This window comes from Prauserella alba (assembly GCF_024171735.1).
In the GTDB taxonomy this organism is placed as follows: domain Bacteria; phylum Actinomycetota; class Actinomycetes; order Mycobacteriales; family Pseudonocardiaceae; genus Prauserella; species Prauserella alba.
On record NZ_JAMTCH010000004.1, the window covers coordinates 1,207,109 to 1,223,855 of the forward strand.

General features: G+C 69.2%; 15 protein-coding genes. 9 read left to right on the forward strand and 6 right to left on the reverse strand.

All coding sequences use genetic code 11. The features are described 5' to 3' along the window. The first annotated feature begins 299 nt into the window (after positions 1-299). The 4 genes from LY12_RS14425 (at position 300) to LY12_RS14440 (ending at position 4,163) form a co-directional block, all read left to right on the forward strand. Positions 300-1,400 (forward strand): LacI family DNA-binding transcriptional regulator, encoded by a 1,101-nt coding sequence (locus tag LY12_RS14425; protein WP_253856866.1) that lies wholly within the window; start codon positions 300-302, stop codon positions 1,398-1,400. Between the two features lie 71 nt (positions 1,401-1,471). Further along, positions 1,472-1,975, forward strand: coding sequence for a beta-class carbonic anhydrase (locus LY12_RS14430; protein ID WP_253856867.1), 504 nt, complete (start codon positions 1,472-1,474; stop codon positions 1,973-1,975). A 42-nt stretch (positions 1,976-2,017) separates the two neighbouring features. Further along, on the forward strand, positions 2,018-2,902 hold the full coding sequence (locus LY12_RS14435) for an iron-sulfur binding domain-containing protein (protein ID WP_372493528.1): 885 nt from the start codon (positions 2,018-2,020) through the stop codon (positions 2,900-2,902). A gap of 238 nt (positions 2,903-3,140) precedes the next feature. Beyond that, entirely contained in the window at positions 3,141-4,163 is a 1,023-nt protein-coding gene (locus LY12_RS14440) for a peptidoglycan recognition protein family protein (RefSeq protein ID WP_253856869.1), read from the forward strand. Between the two features lie 112 nt (positions 4,164-4,275). On the opposite strand, the gene LY12_RS14445 is transcribed toward LY12_RS14440, so the two are convergent. Beyond that, a complete protein-coding gene (locus LY12_RS14445; protein WP_253856871.1) occupies positions 4,276-5,037 on the reverse strand; it encodes an alpha/beta fold hydrolase in 762 nt (253 codons plus the stop codon). 13 nt (positions 5,038-5,050) lie between these two features. Between LY12_RS14445 and LY12_RS14450 the strand changes: the two genes are divergently transcribed. The 4 genes from LY12_RS14450 (at position 5,051) to LY12_RS14465 (ending at position 8,735) form a co-directional block, all read left to right on the forward strand. After that, positions 5,051-6,523 carry a M1 family metallopeptidase gene (locus LY12_RS14450; protein ID WP_253856873.1) on the forward strand — a complete coding sequence of 491 codons (1,473 nt, stop codon included), beginning with the start codon at positions 5,051-5,053 and terminating at the stop codon, positions 6,521-6,523. A gap of 190 nt (positions 6,524-6,713) precedes the next feature. Then, on the forward strand, positions 6,714-7,028 hold the full coding sequence (locus tag LY12_RS14455; protein ID WP_253856875.1) for an antibiotic biosynthesis monooxygenase family protein: 315 nt from the start codon (positions 6,714-6,716) through the stop codon (positions 7,026-7,028). A 41-nt stretch (positions 7,029-7,069) separates the two neighbouring features. Further along, positions 7,070-7,894 carry an SIR2 family NAD-dependent protein deacylase gene (locus LY12_RS14460; protein WP_253857411.1) on the forward strand — a complete coding sequence of 275 codons (825 nt, stop codon included), beginning with the start codon at positions 7,070-7,072 and terminating at the stop codon, positions 7,892-7,894. A gap of 37 nt (positions 7,895-7,931) precedes the next feature. Beyond that, the gene (locus LY12_RS14465) at positions 7,932-8,735 is read left to right on the forward strand and encodes an NAD(P)H-binding protein (protein WP_253856877.1); all 804 of its coding nucleotides are present in this window, start codon (positions 7,932-7,934) and stop codon (positions 8,733-8,735) included. A 304-nt stretch (positions 8,736-9,039) separates the two neighbouring features. Here the strand turns inward: LY12_RS14465 and LY12_RS14470 are convergent, their stop codons facing one another. Beyond that, positions 9,040-11,601 carry an ATP-dependent Clp protease ATP-binding subunit gene (locus tag LY12_RS14470; protein ID WP_253856879.1) on the reverse strand — a complete coding sequence of 854 codons (2,562 nt, stop codon included), beginning with the start codon at positions 11,599-11,601 and terminating at the stop codon, positions 9,040-9,042. Between the two features lie 428 nt (positions 11,602-12,029). On the opposite strand from LY12_RS14470, the gene LY12_RS14475 reads away from it, so the two are divergent. Beyond that, a complete protein-coding gene (locus LY12_RS14475) occupies positions 12,030-13,007 on the forward strand; it encodes a (2Fe-2S)-binding protein (RefSeq protein WP_253856881.1) in 978 nt (325 codons plus the stop codon). A gap of 211 nt (positions 13,008-13,218) precedes the next feature. Here the strand turns inward: LY12_RS14475 and LY12_RS14480 are convergent, their stop codons facing one another. From LY12_RS14480 to panD, 4 genes are all read right to left on the reverse strand, one after another. After that, positions 13,219-13,569 (reverse strand): histone-like nucleoid-structuring protein Lsr2, encoded by a 351-nt coding sequence (locus LY12_RS14480; protein WP_183649029.1) that lies wholly within the window; start codon positions 13,567-13,569, stop codon positions 13,219-13,221. 264 nt (positions 13,570-13,833) lie between these two features. Further along, positions 13,834-15,339, reverse strand: coding sequence for a lysine--tRNA ligase (lysS, locus tag LY12_RS14485; RefSeq protein ID WP_253856883.1), 1,506 nt, complete (start codon positions 15,337-15,339; stop codon positions 13,834-13,836). Between the two features lie 73 nt (positions 15,340-15,412). Continuing rightward, positions 15,413-16,219: a type III pantothenate kinase gene (locus LY12_RS14490; protein WP_253856884.1), complete on the reverse strand. Its 807-nt coding sequence runs from the start codon at positions 16,217-16,219 to the stop codon at positions 15,413-15,415. A gap of 7 nt (positions 16,220-16,226) precedes the next feature. After that, on the reverse strand, positions 16,227-16,742 hold the full coding sequence (gene panD / locus LY12_RS14495) for an aspartate 1-decarboxylase (RefSeq protein WP_253856885.1): 516 nt from the start codon (positions 16,740-16,742) through the stop codon (positions 16,227-16,229). Positions 16,743-16,747: the final 5 nt, after the last annotated feature.

Below are 16,747 nucleotides of genomic sequence, written 5' to 3' on the forward strand. Positions count from 1 at the left end.
CCACCCTGCCTGTGCCCGGGGCCCGTTCCGAGAGGGCCACCTGTCACGGTCAGTATAGATAATGGAAATCGTTCCCAATGAAGCGACCGCTGGATTCGGTGACGAAACCCGACGGGGTGACTACCGGTTCGACGCTGTGTCACCAGCAGGGCCATACCCGTAGTCACCCGTGACCGCGGCCGGTGTCCCCTGCCGACCCGGCCGAGCGGGTCACGTCGCACAGCCGGGCAGTGGCCGGCAAATGTGATCGACGCGGGCCTCCGGTTCTGCACCATGTTCTGAACCGTTACGGTTTGTTCATGAACCGGCCGATGCGATCGAGGCGGCAGGCCACGCTGGCGTCCCTCGCCGCCGAACTTGGCGTCTCGCGTACGACCGTGTCCAACGCCTACAACCGGCCGGACCAACTGTCACCGGAGCTGCGCAAACGCGTCCTCGAAACCGCGAAGCGCCTCGGCTACGCGGGTCCCGACCCGGTCGCCCGTTCGCTGCGCACTCGCAAGGCGGGCGCCGTCGGACTGCTGCTCACCGAGAACCTCTCGTACGCCTTCCGTGACCCCGCCGCCGTCGGCGTACTCGAAGGTCTCGCGCTCGCGTGCGAGGACGCCGGCGTCGGCCTCACGCTCGTGCCCGGCAGCCCCGGCAACGAGGACGTCGCCGCCGTGCACCGCGCGGGCGTCGACGGCTTCGTGGTCTACTCCGTGCCCGACGACGACCCGCACCTGGAAGCCGCGTTGCAACGGCCCGTTCCGACGGTGATCGTCGACCAGCCGCAGCTCGACGGCATGGACCGCGTCGGCCCCGACGACGAAGCCGCTACCGTCGACCTCGCCAACCACGTCGTCGGCCTCGGCCACCGGCAGGTCGGCGTGCTGTGCATGCGACTGTCGAGCGACCGCAACGACGACTTCGCCTCCCTCTACCGCCAGCAGGACGCGCATTACCACGTGCAGCGCGCCCGGCTCGCGGCGTTGCAGCGGACGTTCGAGGCCGCAGGTGTGTCGTGGGAGTCGGTCCCCGTGGTCGAACGCTTCGACCACCATGTCGACGACGGCGCGTCGGCCGCGCGGCAGCTGCTGGACAAACATCCGCGCGTGACGGCCCTGATCTGCACCTCCGACATCCTCGCGCTCGGCGCGCTCGCCGAGGCCGGCCGCCGCGGCCTGCGCGTGCCCGCCGACCTGACGATCACCGGCTTCGACGGCATCGGCGAGGCGACGCGCGCCGGGCTGACGACCGTCCACCAGCCGGTGCTCGAGAAGGGCAAGGCCGCGGGCAAACTGCTGCTCGGCGCGGGCGACCGCGTGGCGTCGAAGGTCATCACGCTGCCGACCGAACTGCGGGTGGGCACCACGTCCGGCCCGCCGCGGACCGCCGAGCAGCACTGGTTCGGACCCTGAGCCACACCGGCGACCGTGACGAACACCAACCCGACTTGTGCCGGCGACGCAGGACCGGTCAGATAGGCGTCATGACCGCGATCGACCTGCTCCTCAAGCGCAACGCCGAACTCGGCGACGCCGTCACCGGCGACCGTTCGTCCCCCCGCCCTTCCCAGCACGTCGCGATCCTGACGTGCATGGACGCGCGTATCCGCGTGTTCCAGCTGCTCGGGCTCGTCGAGGGCGAGTCGCACATCCTGCGCAACGCGGGCGGGGTCGTCACCGACGACACCATCAGGTCGCTCTCGCTGAGCCAGCGCAAGCTGGGCACCCGCGAGGTCATGGTCATCCAGCACACCGACTGCGGCCTGAGCTCGGTCACCGACGACGGTTACAAGGACGAGCTCGAGGCCGACACGGGACTGCGCCCGACGTGGGCGGTCGAGGCGTTCCGGGACGTCGAGTCCAGTGTGCGCACCTCCGTCGAGCGGGTGAAGCAGAGCACGTTCCTGCCGCACCGCGACATGGTTCGCGGCTTCGTCTACGACGTGCACACCGGCCGGTTGTCCGAGGTGCAGCGCGCAGCGGAGTGACCCGCAGGCCGGTGCGGGGGCCGGTGTTTTAATGCCCACGTGGTGCTGACCGCCGATACCGCCGCCGAAACACTGCTCGACTGGTACTCCGAGACCGCTCGCGACCTGCCGTGGCGCAGGCCCGACTGCGACGGCTGGGGCGTGCTGATCAGCGAGATCATGCTCCAGCAGACGCCGGTCGCTCGCGTGGAGCCGATCTGGCACGAGTGGCTGGAACGCTGGCCGAAGCCGTCCGCGCTGGCGGGGGCCACCCAGGCCGAGGTGCTGCGTGCGTGGGGCAAGCTGGGCTACCCGCGCAGGGCGCTGCGGCTGCACACGGCCGCGGACGTGATCGCCCGCGAACACGGCGACGTCGTTCCCGGGGACGTCGACACCCTGCTGGCGCTGCCCGGTATCGGGGCGTACACGGCGCGGGCCGTCGCCGCGTTCGCCTACGGCAAGCGCACCCCGGTCGTGGACACGAACGTCCGCCGGGTCGTGGCGAGGGCCGTGCACGGCGCGGGCGATGCCGGTCCCGCGTCGAACACGAAGGACATGGCCGACGTCGAGGCGCTGCTGCCCGCAGACCAGCGCCGCGCGGCGACGGTGTCGGCGGCGTTGATGGAGCTGGGTGCGCTCGTGTGCACGGCGCGTTCGCCGCAGTGCGCGGACTGCCCCGTGTTCGACGACTGCGCCTGGGTACGTGCGGGTAAGCCCGCCTACGACGGTCCCGCCAAGCCGGTGCAGAAGTTCGCGGGTACGGACCGGCAGGTGCGTGGCCTGTTGCTGGACGTGCTGCGCGGGACCGAAGAACCGGTGCCCAAGACGCGGCTCGACGTCGTGTGGGATCGCGCGGGCCAGCGCGACCGCTGCCTCGATTCGCTGCTCACCGACGGACTCGTCGAGCAGACGGCCGACGGCCGGTTCGCTCTCCCCGGCGAACACTGATCACAAGCGGTGACGATCACTCGCGCGATTAGCCCGTTCGACTGATAGAACAATGGGCGTTCTGTCCGTTCCCGGATCGATTCTCGCAGGTCACGGCGCCGGACCCGGGTGAAAAGCTTTCACGACAGTCGCCCGAACTTCGTCGGTAATTATTCGCGACCGCTGATGTTTCGTGCTCCGATGTCCCCACGCAGCGACACCTCGCGCAACCACAGCCAGTGGAGGGAGCTCGAACGACATGTCCGACCAGCCCGAATTCCACCGTCGCACGCTCTTCAAGGGCGGACTCGCCGTCACCGCGGCGGGCGCCCTGACCACGCTCGCCACCACGCAGGCGGGCGCAGCGCCCGCACCAGGTGGCCGTGGCGGCGTACCGAGAGCCGTTGCACCGAGAGCTGTGACACCGAGGGCGGACCAGCCGCTGATCTACACCACGGTCGACTGGGGTGCGCAGGAGCCGACCCAGGACCCGATCATCCTCGACCACCCGCCGACCTACATCGTCGTCCACCACACGGCGGGTGCCAACAGCGAGGACTACTCCGTCGAGCACGCGTTCCAGGTCTCGCGCGACATCCAGCAGCTGCACATCGACAACGGCTGGGGCGACTCGGGCCAGCAGTTCACGAACAGCCGCGGCGGCCACATCACCGAGGGCAGGCACCACTCCCTCGAGGTCGTGCAGGGCGGCACCCAGCACGTCCAGGGTGCGCACGTCGGCGGCAACAACTCGACCTGCATCGGCATCGAGAACGAGGGCATCTACGTCGACGTGGACGTCACGCAGGCACTGTGGGACTCGCTCGTGCAGCTCGTGGCATGGATGGCCTCGCAGTACGGGGTCACCACAGACCTGATCATGGGACATCGTGACTTCAACTCCACCCAGTGCCCCGGCGAGGTCCTCTACGGCCGGCTGCCGGAGCTGCGCGAGGAGGTGGCGGCACAGCTCGGCACCCGAGCGGCCCAGCCGAAGTCGTGGCCGCTGCTGACGCCCGGGGACGCGGGCCCGCGAGTGCGGACGGCGCAGACGCTGCTGGCCGAACGCGGGGCCGACGTCGCCACCGACGGTGTCTTCACGGCCGCGATGGCCCGCGAAGTGGCGAAGTTCAAGCGCGCACACGGCGTCGAGCAGCTGACGTGCGGCGCCACGCTGCACCGGCACGCCGACGAAAGCGGCTACCTGGGCGCCGACGTGTGGCCACTGCTCGCCGCCACGGGGTCCGAGCGAGAGGAACTGCGAGCACGCCTGGCGCAGTGACCCACCGTGTTGCGGATCCCGGGGCTCGTGTTGCGGGTTCCGGGGCGCGTGTTGCGGGTTCCGGGGCGCGTGTTGCGGATTCCGGGGCCGCCGGTCGCCCCGCCAGCCACGGTCAGCGTCCCAGCACGCCGGACAGGAAGGCCTCGACGGCGCCCCGATACTCCTCAGGGGCGCTGTCGTGCACCACGTGCCCGGCGCCGTCGACGACGACGTGCTTGCCACCCGCACGTTCGGCCAGTTCGGCCTGCTGGCCGGCCGGCATCACGGTGTCGCCGGCCTCGATGACGAGCAGTGGACGGTCAACCTTGTCCACATAGGACCAGTAGTCGCGGTGGCCCCATTCCGAGGCGATCGCGTACAGATCGTCGAGGTCGGCGATGAGGTGATAGCCGTCGGAGCGCTCCTCGAAACATTCGACGAAATAATCACCCGTGTCGCCGAAGAACTCGCGGACGTGGGCCAGCGACTCGAACGGCTGCGGCCAGGATTCGAAATGGCCGCGCCAGGTTTCGACCGTGCGCCCACGCAGGTCCGGGGCGAAGTCCTCGATCACGACGCCGCGCACCAGCTCCGGCCGGGTCGCGGCGAGCGCGAGGGCGTGCAGCCCGCCCATCGAATGTCCGATCACGACGGCAGGTCCCGCGGCGAGCCGTTCGACGAGTTCGGCCACGTCGCCGGCGAAGTCCTCCGTGGCGGCGGGCAGGGGGCGGGGACTGCGGCCGTGGCCGCGCGCGTCGAGTCCGACGACGCCGCCGTAGGGCGTGAGCCACTGCGCGACCCGCCACCACGTCGTCGCCCTGCCCATCAGCCCGTGCAGCAGCACGATCGGCTGTCCCGTGCCGCCGAACCACACGGCGCCCTCACCCAACCGCATCTACGCTCTCCCCATGGCCATTCGCCGGGCCGGCCCCTGTGTGCTCGCTCTCGTGTGCACTCTAACCGCGTGCACCTCCGGCAGTGGCGAGCCGCGGACCACCGCACCGCAGCACACGCCCGCCACGTCGGCGGGCGAGAGCCCCGGTGCGCTGCAGCAACGGCCCGCCGAGCCGGGCGCCCCCGGGATCGGCGACCCGTACTACCCGGAGGCCGGCAACGGCGGGTACGACGCGCAGGGCTACGACGTGTCCGTGCGCTACGACCCCGACTCCGGGGTGCTCCACGGCGACTCCACGATGACGGCCCGCGCCACGAAACCGCTCAGCCGGTTCAACCTGGACCTGCGCGGGATGACCGTCGAGGCGGTGCACGTCGACGGCGCCCGCGCCCGGTTCGACCGGGAGGGTGCGCACGAACTGGTGATCACGCCCGAGCAGGCGAAGGCGGGAAACCAGCGGTTCCGGGTGCGGGTGCAGTACCACGGCACACCGCAACGAAAGACCAGCGGCCTCGGCAACGACGGCTGGCACCGCACCCCGTCCGGTGGTGCGTTCGCGATGGGCGAGCCGCCGTCGGCGTCGTTCTGGTACCCGTCGAACGACCACCCCCGCGACAAGGCGACGTTTCGGCTCACGGCGCGCGTCCCGGAGGGGTGGACGGCGGTGTCGATCGGCCGCGAGGAGCAGTCGACCACGCGGGACGGATGGACGACGTCTCGGTGGATCGAACCCGAACCGGTGGCCGGGTACCTGACGACCGTCGCGATCGACCGGTTCGGCGTCACCCGCCGCACGCTCGACGACGGCACCCCGGTGGTGAACGCGTTCGCACCGGGCTCGGAGGATCTGCGGCCGGAAGCACGGCGCACCGGCGAGATCGTGCGGTTCCTCGAATCGCGGTTCGGCGACTATCCCGCGACCACGACGGGAGGCATCTATCTCGGCGCCGACATCGGGTATGCGCTGGAGACGCAGGGCAGGCCCACCTACGACGTCGACGCCCGGCTGGAAACGATCGTCCACGAGCTGGCACATCAGTGGTACGGCAACGAGGTGTCCGTGTCCTCGTGGGCCGACATCTGCCTCAACGAATGTTTCGCCAGCTATGCGCAGTGGTTGTGGGACGAAGGCAAGGAGGGCGCCGACCTGGACGTCAAGTACCACAAGACCGTGGCCGCCGTGACGGACGAGTTCTGGGAGCCGCCGCTCTACGACATGGGCGCAGGCGACGAGTTCCAGGGCGTGTACAGCAAGGGAATCCTGGCGATGCACGCACTGCGCCGACAAATCGGCGAGAAGGCGTTCTGGACCGTGATGCGCTCCTGGCCGCGGCAACACAGCGAGGGCAACGCGTCGTGGCCGGAGTTCGAGCGGTTCGTCGAACGCAAGTACGGCCGCAGCCTCGACGGGTTCTTCGCCGCGTGGTTCCACCGCAGCGGGCTGCCCGACGAGCAGTATCTGTACCCGGGGACGCTGTCGAACTGAGTGCTCGTCCGGTCACTGTGGACGGACTTCCGCGGCGACGTGACCTGCCGTCCGTGTCGAGATGGCCTGCCGATCCGGGCAGGGCGTCGACGACGGCGCGAACACGCGGCACCGCAGCGTGAGCGACACCCCGCAACGGGCCGGCCTCGGCCGCTGCGGCGCCACCCCACTCGCCAGTACCCTCGGCACCATGGCTGTTGTGAAGATCAACGCGATCGAGGTCCCGGAGGGCGCAGGCCCCGAGCTGGAGAAGCGGTTCGCCGCGCGCAAGGGTTCGGTCGACAACGCTCCCGGCTTCCTCGGTTTCGAGCTACTGCGCCCCGTGTCGGGCGAGAACCGCTACTTCGTCTACACCAAGTGGGAGACGGAGGAGGACTATCAGGCCTGGGCACAGGGCGGCGCGAAGGAAGCCCACGCGGGCGAGCAGCAGAAGCCCGTGTCCAGTGGCGCCAACCTGCTGGAATTCGAGGTCGTGCTCGGGTCGTCGCCCGGCTCGGACGAGTGAGCGACGACCTCGACGGCGGTGCACTCGAGCGCTGCGACGACATCGACCACGGCGGCGAACTCGAGCACTCCGCGGAACTGATCGACGCCGCCGACGCGCTGCTCATCTGCGCCGGGGCGGGCATGGGCGTCGACTCCGGCCTGCCCGACTTCCGCGGCGACGAAGGCTTCTGGCGCGCCTACCCGCCGTACGCGCGGCTGGGGCTGAGTTTCGTCGAGGTCGCCGACCCGGTGCACTTCGCCGCCGACCCCGAACTCGCCTGGGGCTTCTACGGCCACCGCCTCGAGCTCTACCGCCGCACCACGCCCCACTCCGGATTCGACATCCTCCGCCGCTGGGCGGCAGGGAAACCGGGCGGCGCGCGCGTCTTCACCTCCAATGTGGACGGCCAGTTCCAGGAGGCCGGTTTCGCCGGTGTCGCCGAGGTCCACGGTTCGATCCACCACCTGCAGTGCCTCACCGGTTGCTCCGCCGGCATCTGGCCTGCCGACGACGTGACCGTCACCGTTGACGAGTCCACCATGCGCGCGCAGGAACCGCTTCCGTCGTGTCCTGGTTGCGGAGCCGTTGCCCGGCCGAACATCCTCATGTTCGGCGACGCCGATTGGCTCGGGGAGCGTTCCCAGCGGCAGCTCGACGAGCTCCAGGCGTGGCGGCGCAGCACCGGACAACTCGCCGTCGTCGAACTCGGCGCAGGACTCGCCGTGCCGACCGTACGCAGGCAGGCAGAACTGGCCAGCGCGGCCGACGGCGGGTTGATCCGCATCAACCCGCGTGAACCCGAGATCCGTCACGGCCGCGGCGTGTCCCTCCCCATCGGCGCGTTGGACGCGCTGACGGCCATCGATGCACGGTTGAACGGCTGACAACCGTCCGCCCTCGCCCACCCAGGGAGACCGCGCCATGACCATCCTGGTCACCGGAGCCACCGGCAACATCGGCCGCAAGACCGTCGACCACCTGCTCGAACGCGGCGCCACGAACGTCCGCGCCCTCACCAACAACCCGACGAAGGCCGATCTGCCCGACCACGTCGAGGTGGCCGACGGCTACCTCCGCAGGCTCGACACCCTCCCCGAGGCGTTCGAGGACGTCACCCGTATGTACCTGGCACCCGCCCCCGACACCGTCGCGGACGTGCTGGAACTGGCCCGCGACGCCGGTGTCGAGTACATCGTCGACCTGTCCGGCGAACACGAGTCCTGGTGGGGCACGGTCACGCGCGCGGTCGAGGACTCCGGCATCCCGTGGACACACCTGTGGCCGGGCGATTTCATGGAGAACTGCCTGCTGTGGGCCGAACAGATCCGCCGGACCGGCGCCGTGCACGAGCCGTATCCCGACGCCGCCAGCGCGCCGATCGCCATGGACGACATCGCGGCGGTCGCCGCGACCGCACTGCTCGATCCCACGCCGGGCACCTCGCATCTGCTCACCGGTCCCGAGACGTTGACCCGGACCCAGCTGGTCGCCCACATCGCCGCGGCGACGGGCAACGACGTCCGGTTCGTCACGACGTCCCGCGACGACGCCCTCGCTCACCTGCGACCGTCGATGGGCGAGAACGCGGAGTTCTACGTCGACACCGTCCTCCCGCTGCTCGACGCAGAGCCGACCCCGGCCAACACGACCGTCGAAGCGGTCACCGGAGTGCCTGCCACGACGTTCGCCGCCTGGGCACGCGCCAACGCCGACGCCTTCCGCTGACCGCCGCGGTGCCGGTCAGCACCCCCGCCGCCGCGGCACGCTGCGGCAGGAGGGCAATGACGCCGGACGAGGCGTGGGGACCAGTCGCGCCTCGATGCGGAGTACCGGGTGGTCGAACGGCCGGCGCAGCGCTGTCCCCGAACCGCACTCTGTCCCCGGAACCGCAACACGGCGTCCCGAAAGCGCAACACGGCCTCCGGAGAGCGCAACACGGCACCGGGAGTGCAGGACACGCGGATACAGAAACGGCGGGCACCGCGTGTGCGATGCCCGCCGTTTCTCGGTTCTGCCTAGTCGGCGCTCGTCACTCCGACTCGGTCTCGCCGGAGCCCGAACCCGAGCCCTCTTCGCCTGCGGCCATGCTGACCGGCGGCGCGTCCGGAACCTCGATCGGCTTCTGCTCACCACGGAAGGTGAACGTGGCCTGGTCGTCCTTCTCGTCGCCGACTTCCCAGCCCTCGACGTCCACGATGATGATCTGGCCCGGCTCGACCTCGCCGAACAGGATCTTCTCGGACAGCTGGTCCTCGACCTCGCGCTGGATGGTCCTGCGGAGCGGACGGGCGCCGAGCACCGGGTCGAAGCCGCGCTTGGCGAGCAGCGCCTTCGCACGGTCGGTGAGCTCGATGGCCATGTCCTTGCCCTTCAGGGCCTCCTCGACACGCGTGACCATGAAGTCGACCATCTCGATGATCTGGTCCCGCGTGAGCTGGTGGAAGACGATGATGTCGTCGATCCGGTTGAGGAACTCGGGCCGGAAGTGCTTCTTCATCTCCTCGTTGACGCGCTGCTTCATCTTCTCGTAGCGCGTCACCTCGTCGTTGCCCGACGAGAAGCCGAGGCTGACGGACTTCGAGATGTCCGACGTGCCCAGGTTCGAGGTGAAGATCAGCACCGTGTTCTTGAAGTCGACCGTGCGGCCCTGACCGTCGGTCAGGCGGCCGTCCTCCAGGACCTGCAACAGGGTGTTGTAGATCTCCTGGTGGGCCTTCTCGATCTCGTCGAACAGGACCACGGAGAACGGCTTGCGGCGCACCTTCTCGGTGAGCTGGCCGCCCTCCTCGTAGCCGACGTAGCCCGGAGGGGCACCGAACAGCCGCGAGGCGGTGTAGCGGTCGTGGAACTCGCCCATGTCGATCTGGATGAGCGCGTCGTCCTCGCCGAACAGGAAGTTCGCCAGCGCCTTGGACAGCTCGGTCTTACCGACACCGGACGGGCCGGCGAAGATGAACGAACCGGACGGGCGCTTCGGGTCCTTCAGGCCGGCACGGGTACGGCGGATCGCCTGCGACACGGCCTTGACCGCGTCCTCCTGGCCGATGATCCGCTTGTGCAGCTCGTCCTCCATGCGGAGCAGACGCGTCGTCTCCTCCTCGGTGAGCTTGAACACCGGGATACCGGTCCAGTGGGCGAGGACCTCGGCGATCTGCTCGTCGTCGACCTCGGCGACGACGTCCAGGTCACCGTCCTTCCACTGCTTCTCGCGCTCGGACTTCTGCGACAGGAGCTGCTTCTCCTCGTCGCGCAGGTTGGCGGCCCGCTCGAAGTCCTGGCCGTCGATGGCCGACTCCTTGTCCCTGCGCACGTCGGCGATCTTCTCGTCGAACTCGCGCAGGTCCGGCGGAGCGGTCATCCGGCGGATGCGCATCCGCGCGCCCGCCTCGTCGATGAGGTCGATCGCCTTGTCCGGCAGGTACCGGTCGTTGATGTACCGGTCGGCCAGCGTGGCGGACGCGACCAGCGCGGAGTCGGTGATCGACACGCGGTGGTGCGCCTCGTAGCGGTCACGCAGACCCTTGAGGATCTCGATGGTGTGCTCGAGCGACGGCTCACCCACCTGGATCGGCTGGAAGCGGCGCTCCAGGGCGGCGTCCTTCTCGATGTACTTGCGGTACTCCTCGAGCGTGGTCGCACCGATGGTCTGCAACTCACCGCGGGCCAGCATCGGCTTGAGGATGCTGGCGGCGTCGATCGCACCCTCGGCTGCGCCCGCTCCGACGAGCGTGTGCAGCTCGTCGATGAACAGGATGATGTCGCCGCGGGTCTTGATCTCCTTGAGGACCTTCTTCAGCCGCTCCTCGAAGTCACCGCGGTACCGCGAACCCGCGACCAGCGAGCCGAGGTCCAGCGTGTAGAGCTGCTTCTCCTTCAGCGTCTCGGGCACCTCGCCCTTGACGATGTTCTGCGCGAGGCCCTCGACGACGGCCGTCTTGCCGACACCGGGCTCGCCGATCAGCACCGGGTTGTTCTTGGTGCGGCGCGAGAGCACCTGCATGACGCGCTCGATCTCGGAGTTCCGGCCGATCACCGGGTCGAGACCGCCGTCGCGCGCAGCCTGCGTCAGGTTGCGGCCGAACTGGTCGAGCACCAGCGACGAGGACGGCGTGCCCTCGCCGCGGCCACCACCGGCCTCCTGCGGCTCCTTGCCCTGGTAGCCGGACAGGAGCTGCAGCACCTGCTGGCGCACGCGGTTGAGGTCGGCACCGAGCTTGACCAGCACCTGGGCCGCGACGCCTTCGCCCTCACGGATGAGGCCGAGCAGGATGTGCTCCGTACCGATGTAGTTGTGGCCGAGCTGCAGCGCCTCGCGCAGCGACAGCTCCAGCACCTTCTTGGCACGCGGCGTGAAGGGGATGTGCCCGCTCGGGGCCTGCTGCCCCTGGCCGATGATCTCCTCGACCTGCTGACGGACGCCCTCAAGCGCGATACCCAACGACTCGAGCGCCTTGGCGGCGACACCTTCACCCTCGTGGATCAGACCCAGGAGGATGTGCTCGGTGCCGATGTAGTTGTGGTTGAGCATCCGGGCCTCTTCTTGGGCCAGGACGACCACCCGCCTCGCGCGGTCGGTGAACCTCTCGAACATTCCCACTCCCTCGACTGCTGCGCCGGCGGCCCGACCCATCGGTTCCTCGTGATGGGTTCGGCACCGTGAGACCACTCTAGTAGCCATGCGTATCCGGTGGCCTACCACTCACACGAATCCGGCGGGTCCCTCGGCGGGCTCGCCGGATCGTGCCATTTCCGGGTTGTCGCTGGCTACGGCGCTGTTTCCGCAGGGTGCAACGAGTGCACCGCCGCCGCGATTCCCCCGCACCGGGCGTGTCCGCTTCCGGCGAACACGCCCGTGAGCGCGCGTCACGCGCCGTGTCCAGCCGGTTCGCGCTCCCATTGTTCCACCATCGTGTCACCCGACTGGCGCAAGCTCCCCTTGAGGTTTAGGTTAGGCTCCCCTTAAATGCTTCCGGCGCCGGCGGCAGCCGCCGCCGCACCGCGACACCGTTGGAGCACGCCGTGACCGTCGACCGATCCGTGGGTGACGCTGCACACAGTGTCCGCGGGGAAGCGGCCGTCCGGGCAGGCACCAACGGCAGCCATACCGACCACGGCGACGGGGGCCGCGACACGCCGGCCGGCAGCCGCCCCGACATCTCCCGGACCGGCGGCACGGCCACGACCGACGCCGTCCGCAGCGACACGGCCCTGGCCGCGTCACTCTCCCGGATCGACGCCGCGCAGGACCGGTTCACGCTCACGGCCGCGGCCTCCGGCCCCGGCTGGGTCCGCTGCTCCGACCTGCTCGACGACCCGCAGTACTTCGCTTCCTGGTGGGCGCGCACCGTCGAGTGGCTGCAGGAGACCTACGGCGAGGCGCCGGGCCGCACCGCGCTCGCCTACGTCATGTCCTGGTACCTGCGCGTCCCGGCGTACGCCGGTGCGGCACTGCTGTTCCACGAACGCCGCGTGCCCTCGCTGCGCCCCGCCGACCTGGCGGTGCGCCTCGCCGACCACGGACGGCCGAGCCCCGAGGCGATCGCCGTCCTCGGCAAGGGATTCGCGTGCCTGCCGTTCGACCCGGCGTGCGCCGACCCGCAGACCTCCGTCGCCGCCGACGAACGGACACTCGCCGGCGTGCTGCGTGGCCGCTACACCGCCCACGCGGCCCGGTTCGTCCGCACCTACCGGGACGCGAGCCGCATCGGCACCCGCACCCTGTGGTCGGCGGCCACCGACGCGCTCGACGACTGTCTCTGGTGGGCCGGGCGCGACTGCGGCGACGAGGGCGGCGGCGTCGCCGACGCCACGCTGGTGCTGGACGCCGCGTTCGCCCCGCTGACGTCGCCGTCGACACTCGGCTCCGGCGACGACGGCTGGGCCAGACAGCGGCAGAGCTGCTGCTTCACCCACCTGCTCCCCGGCCGCGACGAGTGCGCCGGCTGCCCACGGCTCCGCCGCCACCCACAGGATCAGCACCTGCGACCCGGTCCGTGACCGGTCCACACCCGGTGACCGGCCGCGCCCGGCGGCGGGCGGAACACCTCGGCGTCACCGGTTCCACATCATCGGCTCCGCACCGGCGAACCCGATCACGACGTAACCGCGATCACAAATACGAAGGGCCTCCCGGTGTGACACCGGGAGGCCCTTCGAAGACTCGTTCGAGCGCCGTGCGGCCGTGAAGCGCGCAGACGCCGACGCCCACTCAGTTCTTGCGGTGGTAGGCGTCGACAACCTCGGACGGGATACGACCACGGTCGGAAACGTCGTAACCGTTCTTGCGCGCCCAGGCACGAATCGCCTGGTTCTGTTCACGGTCGACCGCGGCGCTACGGCCTGCCTGCGGCTTCGACGCGGTGGCGCGGGTCGTGCGCTTGCGACCGCCCGCCCTGCGGGCGTGCTCGACGTACTGCGCGAGCGCGTCACGCAATTCCTCGGCGTTTTCCGCCGAGAGGTCGATCTCGTACGTCACACCGTCCAGACCGAACTCGACGGTCTCTTCCGCCTCCGACCCGTCAAGGTCGTCGACGAGGGAGACGAGAACCTTCTGCGCCATCCTTGCTTTCCTCCTGTGAAACCTGCGATAGACCGATGAGACCGCCGATCCCCATCGGTGCCGGAAACCTCATGGAACCGTACAACCGAACCGGCTTGCCGATCCGGCCGGGCGAGCGGTCCCCATGAGGCAAAGTCGGGGAACTGCTGACAGTAATACCCCTGCTAACTCATAAAAGCAAATCAGACGCCCGAGTTTTGTCGGGTTTCCCGACGGATGGGAGACGACTTCACCTCGCCTCCCATCGTGACCGGCAGATCGAAACTATTCGGGCCGGACCAGCGGAAACAGGATGGTTTCCCGGATACCGAGACCGGTGAGGGCCATGAGGAGCCGGTCCACTCCCATTCCGGCGCCCCCGGTCGGCGGCATTCCGTACTCGAGCGCCCGGAGGAAATCCTCGTCCAGCTGCATGGCCTCTTCGTCACCGCCGGCCGCCAGCTTGGACTGCGCGGTCAGCCGCTCCCTTTCGATGACCGGATCGACCAGTTCGGAGTAGCCGGTGGCCAGCTCGAATCCCCGCACATACAGGTCCCACTTTTCCGCGATCCCCGGCTTGGTCCGGTGCGCACGGGTGAGCGGCGAGGTTTCCTCCGGGAAGTCCCGCACGAATGTCGGCGCGTACAGATGGTCGCCGACCAGCTCCTCCCACAGTTCTTCCACGAGCTTGCCGTGGGTGAGCTTGGGATCGACCTCGATGCCGCGCGCCTCGGCGACGGCGTGCAGTTTCTCCGCGGTCGTTTCCGGCGTGACTTCCTCACCGAGCGCTTCGGAGAGCGACTCGTACATTGTGATCGACGCCCACTCGCCGGAGAGATCGTACTCCGTTCCGTCGTGCAGCGTGACGATCTGTGAACCGAATGCGGCTTCCGCGGCTTCCTGGACGAGCTGTTTCGTCAGTTCGGCGATTGTGTCGTACGTCGCATACGCCTCGTAGTATTCGAGCATCGCGAACTCGGGGGAATGCGAGGAGTCGCTGCCCTCATTCCGGAAGTTGCGGTTGATCTCGAAGACCTTCTCGATACCACCGACGACGCACCGCTTGAGATGCAGCTCCGGGGCGATACGGAGGTAGAGGTCCATGTCGAAGGCGTTGGAATGGGTCGTGAACGGCCTGGCCGAAGCCCCGCCGTGCAACGTCTGCAGCATCGGCGTCTCGACCTCGGTGAATCCGCGGCCGTGGAACGAATCGCGCAGTGCGCGCAGCACGTTCGCGCGCGTGCGCACGACCTCGCGAGCCCGCGGCCGCACGATCAGATCGGCGTAACGCTGCCGGACCCGCGATTCCTCCGACATCTCCTTGTGCGCGACGGGCAGCGGGCGCATCGCCTTCGACGTGAGCTGCCACGAATCGGCCATGACCGACAACTCGCCGCGCTTCGAGGTGATCACCTCGCCGTGCACGAACACGTGGTCACCGAGGTCGACATCGGACTTCCACGCCGACAGGGACTCCTCGCCGACGTTGGCCAGACTCAGCATGGCCTGCAGTTCCGTGCCGTCACCCTCGCGCAGCGTGGCGAAGCACAACTTGCCCGTGTTGCGCATGAACATGACACGGCCGGTCACGCCCACCACGTCACCGGTCTGCGTGTCGGCGGGCAGCTCGGGGTGGGAGGCCCGGACCTGCGCGAGTGTGTGCGTGCGCGGCACCTCGACGGGATACGGTTCGACACCGCCGGTGAGCAGGCGGTCACGCTTGTCCCGGCGCACCCGCAGCTGCTCCGGCAGGTCGTCGTCGCTCTGGGAGTGTTCCGGGATATCGCTCATGCGCACCAGCGTACGAATGGCCGAAGCGAGCTCGTGAACCGGCTCCTGCCATCGGCCGGGCCGTCGCCTCCTGCTATTTCCGCCGGGCGGCGCGGTCGGTACCGCGCTCCGGATTCCGTTCGCGGACGAGCTTGAGACCCAGCAACGTGAGGTCGGGCCGGTGTTCGGTGATGGTCTCCGATTCGCCGAGCACCAACGGCGCCAGGCCGCCGGTTGCGATCACCTCGACGGGGCCGTCACCGAGTTCCTTCGCGATCCTGCGAACGAGACCGTCGACCTGACCTGCGAAACCGAACAGAATGCCGGATTGGAGGCATTCCACGGTCGTCTTCCCGATCACCGAACGCGGCGGTGTCAGCTCCACCTTGCGCAGCGCTGCCGCCCGGGCCGCGAGCGCGTCGACGGAGATCTCGATACCCGGGGCGAACGCGCCGCCGAGGAACTCACCCTTCGCGGAAATGGCGTCGACGTTCGTGGACGTGCCGAAGTCGACGACCACGCACGCGGTCCCGCACAGGTGATAGGCCGCGAGCGTGTTGACGAGCCGGTCGGCGCCGACCTCCTTCGGGTTGTCCACATGCAGCGGCACACCGGTGCGCACCCCGGGCTCGACCACCACGGTGGGCACATCCGCGTAGTAGCGGCCGAGCATCACCCGCAACTCACGCAGTACGGCCGGCACGGTCGACAGGGCGCTGATCGCGGTGATGCGGTCCGCGTACTCGCCCAGCAGACCTCGCATGGTCAGCGCCAGCTCGTCGGCGGTGATCTGCGAGTCGGTGCGCATGCGCCAGTCACGCACCAGTTCGACGCGGGAACCCTCCTCGGGATACAGCCCGAGCGAGATGTTGGTGTTCCCGACGTCGATGGTGAGCAGCACGCGCGCCTCAGCCCTCCGCGTACAACAGCGCGTCGAGGCGGGCGGCGTCGGCGGTCTCGGCAACGGGGAACGCGGGCAGCTCACCTTCGATGAACGCGTGCCCGGTGTCGTCGATCGGCAGCGCACCGGAGACCAGACCGGAACCCTCAGGGGCGTGGCCCGCGTCGGCGCCGCGGTCGGCGATGCGGTTGTCGGCGTCGACGAAGATGACCCGCGGCCGGAACGTCCTGGCCTCGGCGTCGTCCATCTGGCCGTAGGCGATGAGAATGACGATGTCGCCCGGGTGCACCAGGTGCGCCGCGGCGCCGTTGATACCCAGCACCCCGCTGTCACGCTCACCGGGGATGACGTAGGTCTCGAGCCGCGCGCCGTTGGTGACGTCCACAATGGCCACCATCTCGCCCGGCAACAGGTCGGCGGCCTCCATCAGGGCCTCGTCCACCGTCACCGAGCCCACGTAGTGCAGGTCGGCCTGCGTCACCGTGGCTCTGTGGATCTTCGACTTGAGCATGGTGCGGTACATCTGCG

Bases quoted from the DNA above. Each gene is read 5' to 3' on its own strand.
- LY12_RS14425 (WP_253856866.1), top strand. From the start codon at position 300: ATGAACCGGCCGATGCGATCGAGGCGGCAGGCCACGCTGGCGTCCCTC.
- LY12_RS14430 (WP_253856867.1), top strand. From the start codon at position 1,472: ATGACCGCGATCGACCTGCTCCTCAAGCGCAACGCCGAACTCGGCGAC.
- LY12_RS14440 (WP_253856869.1), top strand. From the start codon at position 3,141: ATGTCCGACCAGCCCGAATTCCACCGTCGCACGCTCTTCAAGGGCGGA.
- LY12_RS14445 (WP_253856871.1), bottom strand. From the start codon at position 5,037: ATGCGGTTGGGTGAGGGCGCCGTGTGGTTCGGCGGCACGGGACAGCCG.
- LY12_RS14450 (WP_253856873.1), top strand. From the start codon at position 5,051: ATGGCCATTCGCCGGGCCGGCCCCTGTGTGCTCGCTCTCGTGTGCACT.
- LY12_RS14455 (WP_253856875.1), top strand. From the start codon at position 6,714: ATGGCTGTTGTGAAGATCAACGCGATCGAGGTCCCGGAGGGCGCAGGC.
- LY12_RS14465 (WP_253856877.1), top strand. From the start codon at position 7,932: ATGACCATCCTGGTCACCGGAGCCACCGGCAACATCGGCCGCAAGACC.
- LY12_RS14470 (WP_253856879.1), bottom strand. From the start codon at position 11,601: ATGTTCGAGAGGTTCACCGACCGCGCGAGGCGGGTGGTCGTCCTGGCC.
- LY12_RS14480 (WP_183649029.1), bottom strand. From the start codon at position 13,569: ATGGCGCAGAAGGTTCTCGTCTCCCTCGTCGACGACCTTGACGGGTCG.
- lysS (WP_253856883.1), bottom strand. From the start codon at position 15,339: ATGAGCGATATCCCGGAACACTCCCAGAGCGACGACGACCTGCCGGAG.
- panD (WP_253856885.1), bottom strand. From the start codon at position 16,742: ATGTACCGCACCATGCTCAAGTCGAAGATCCACAGAGCCACGGTGACG.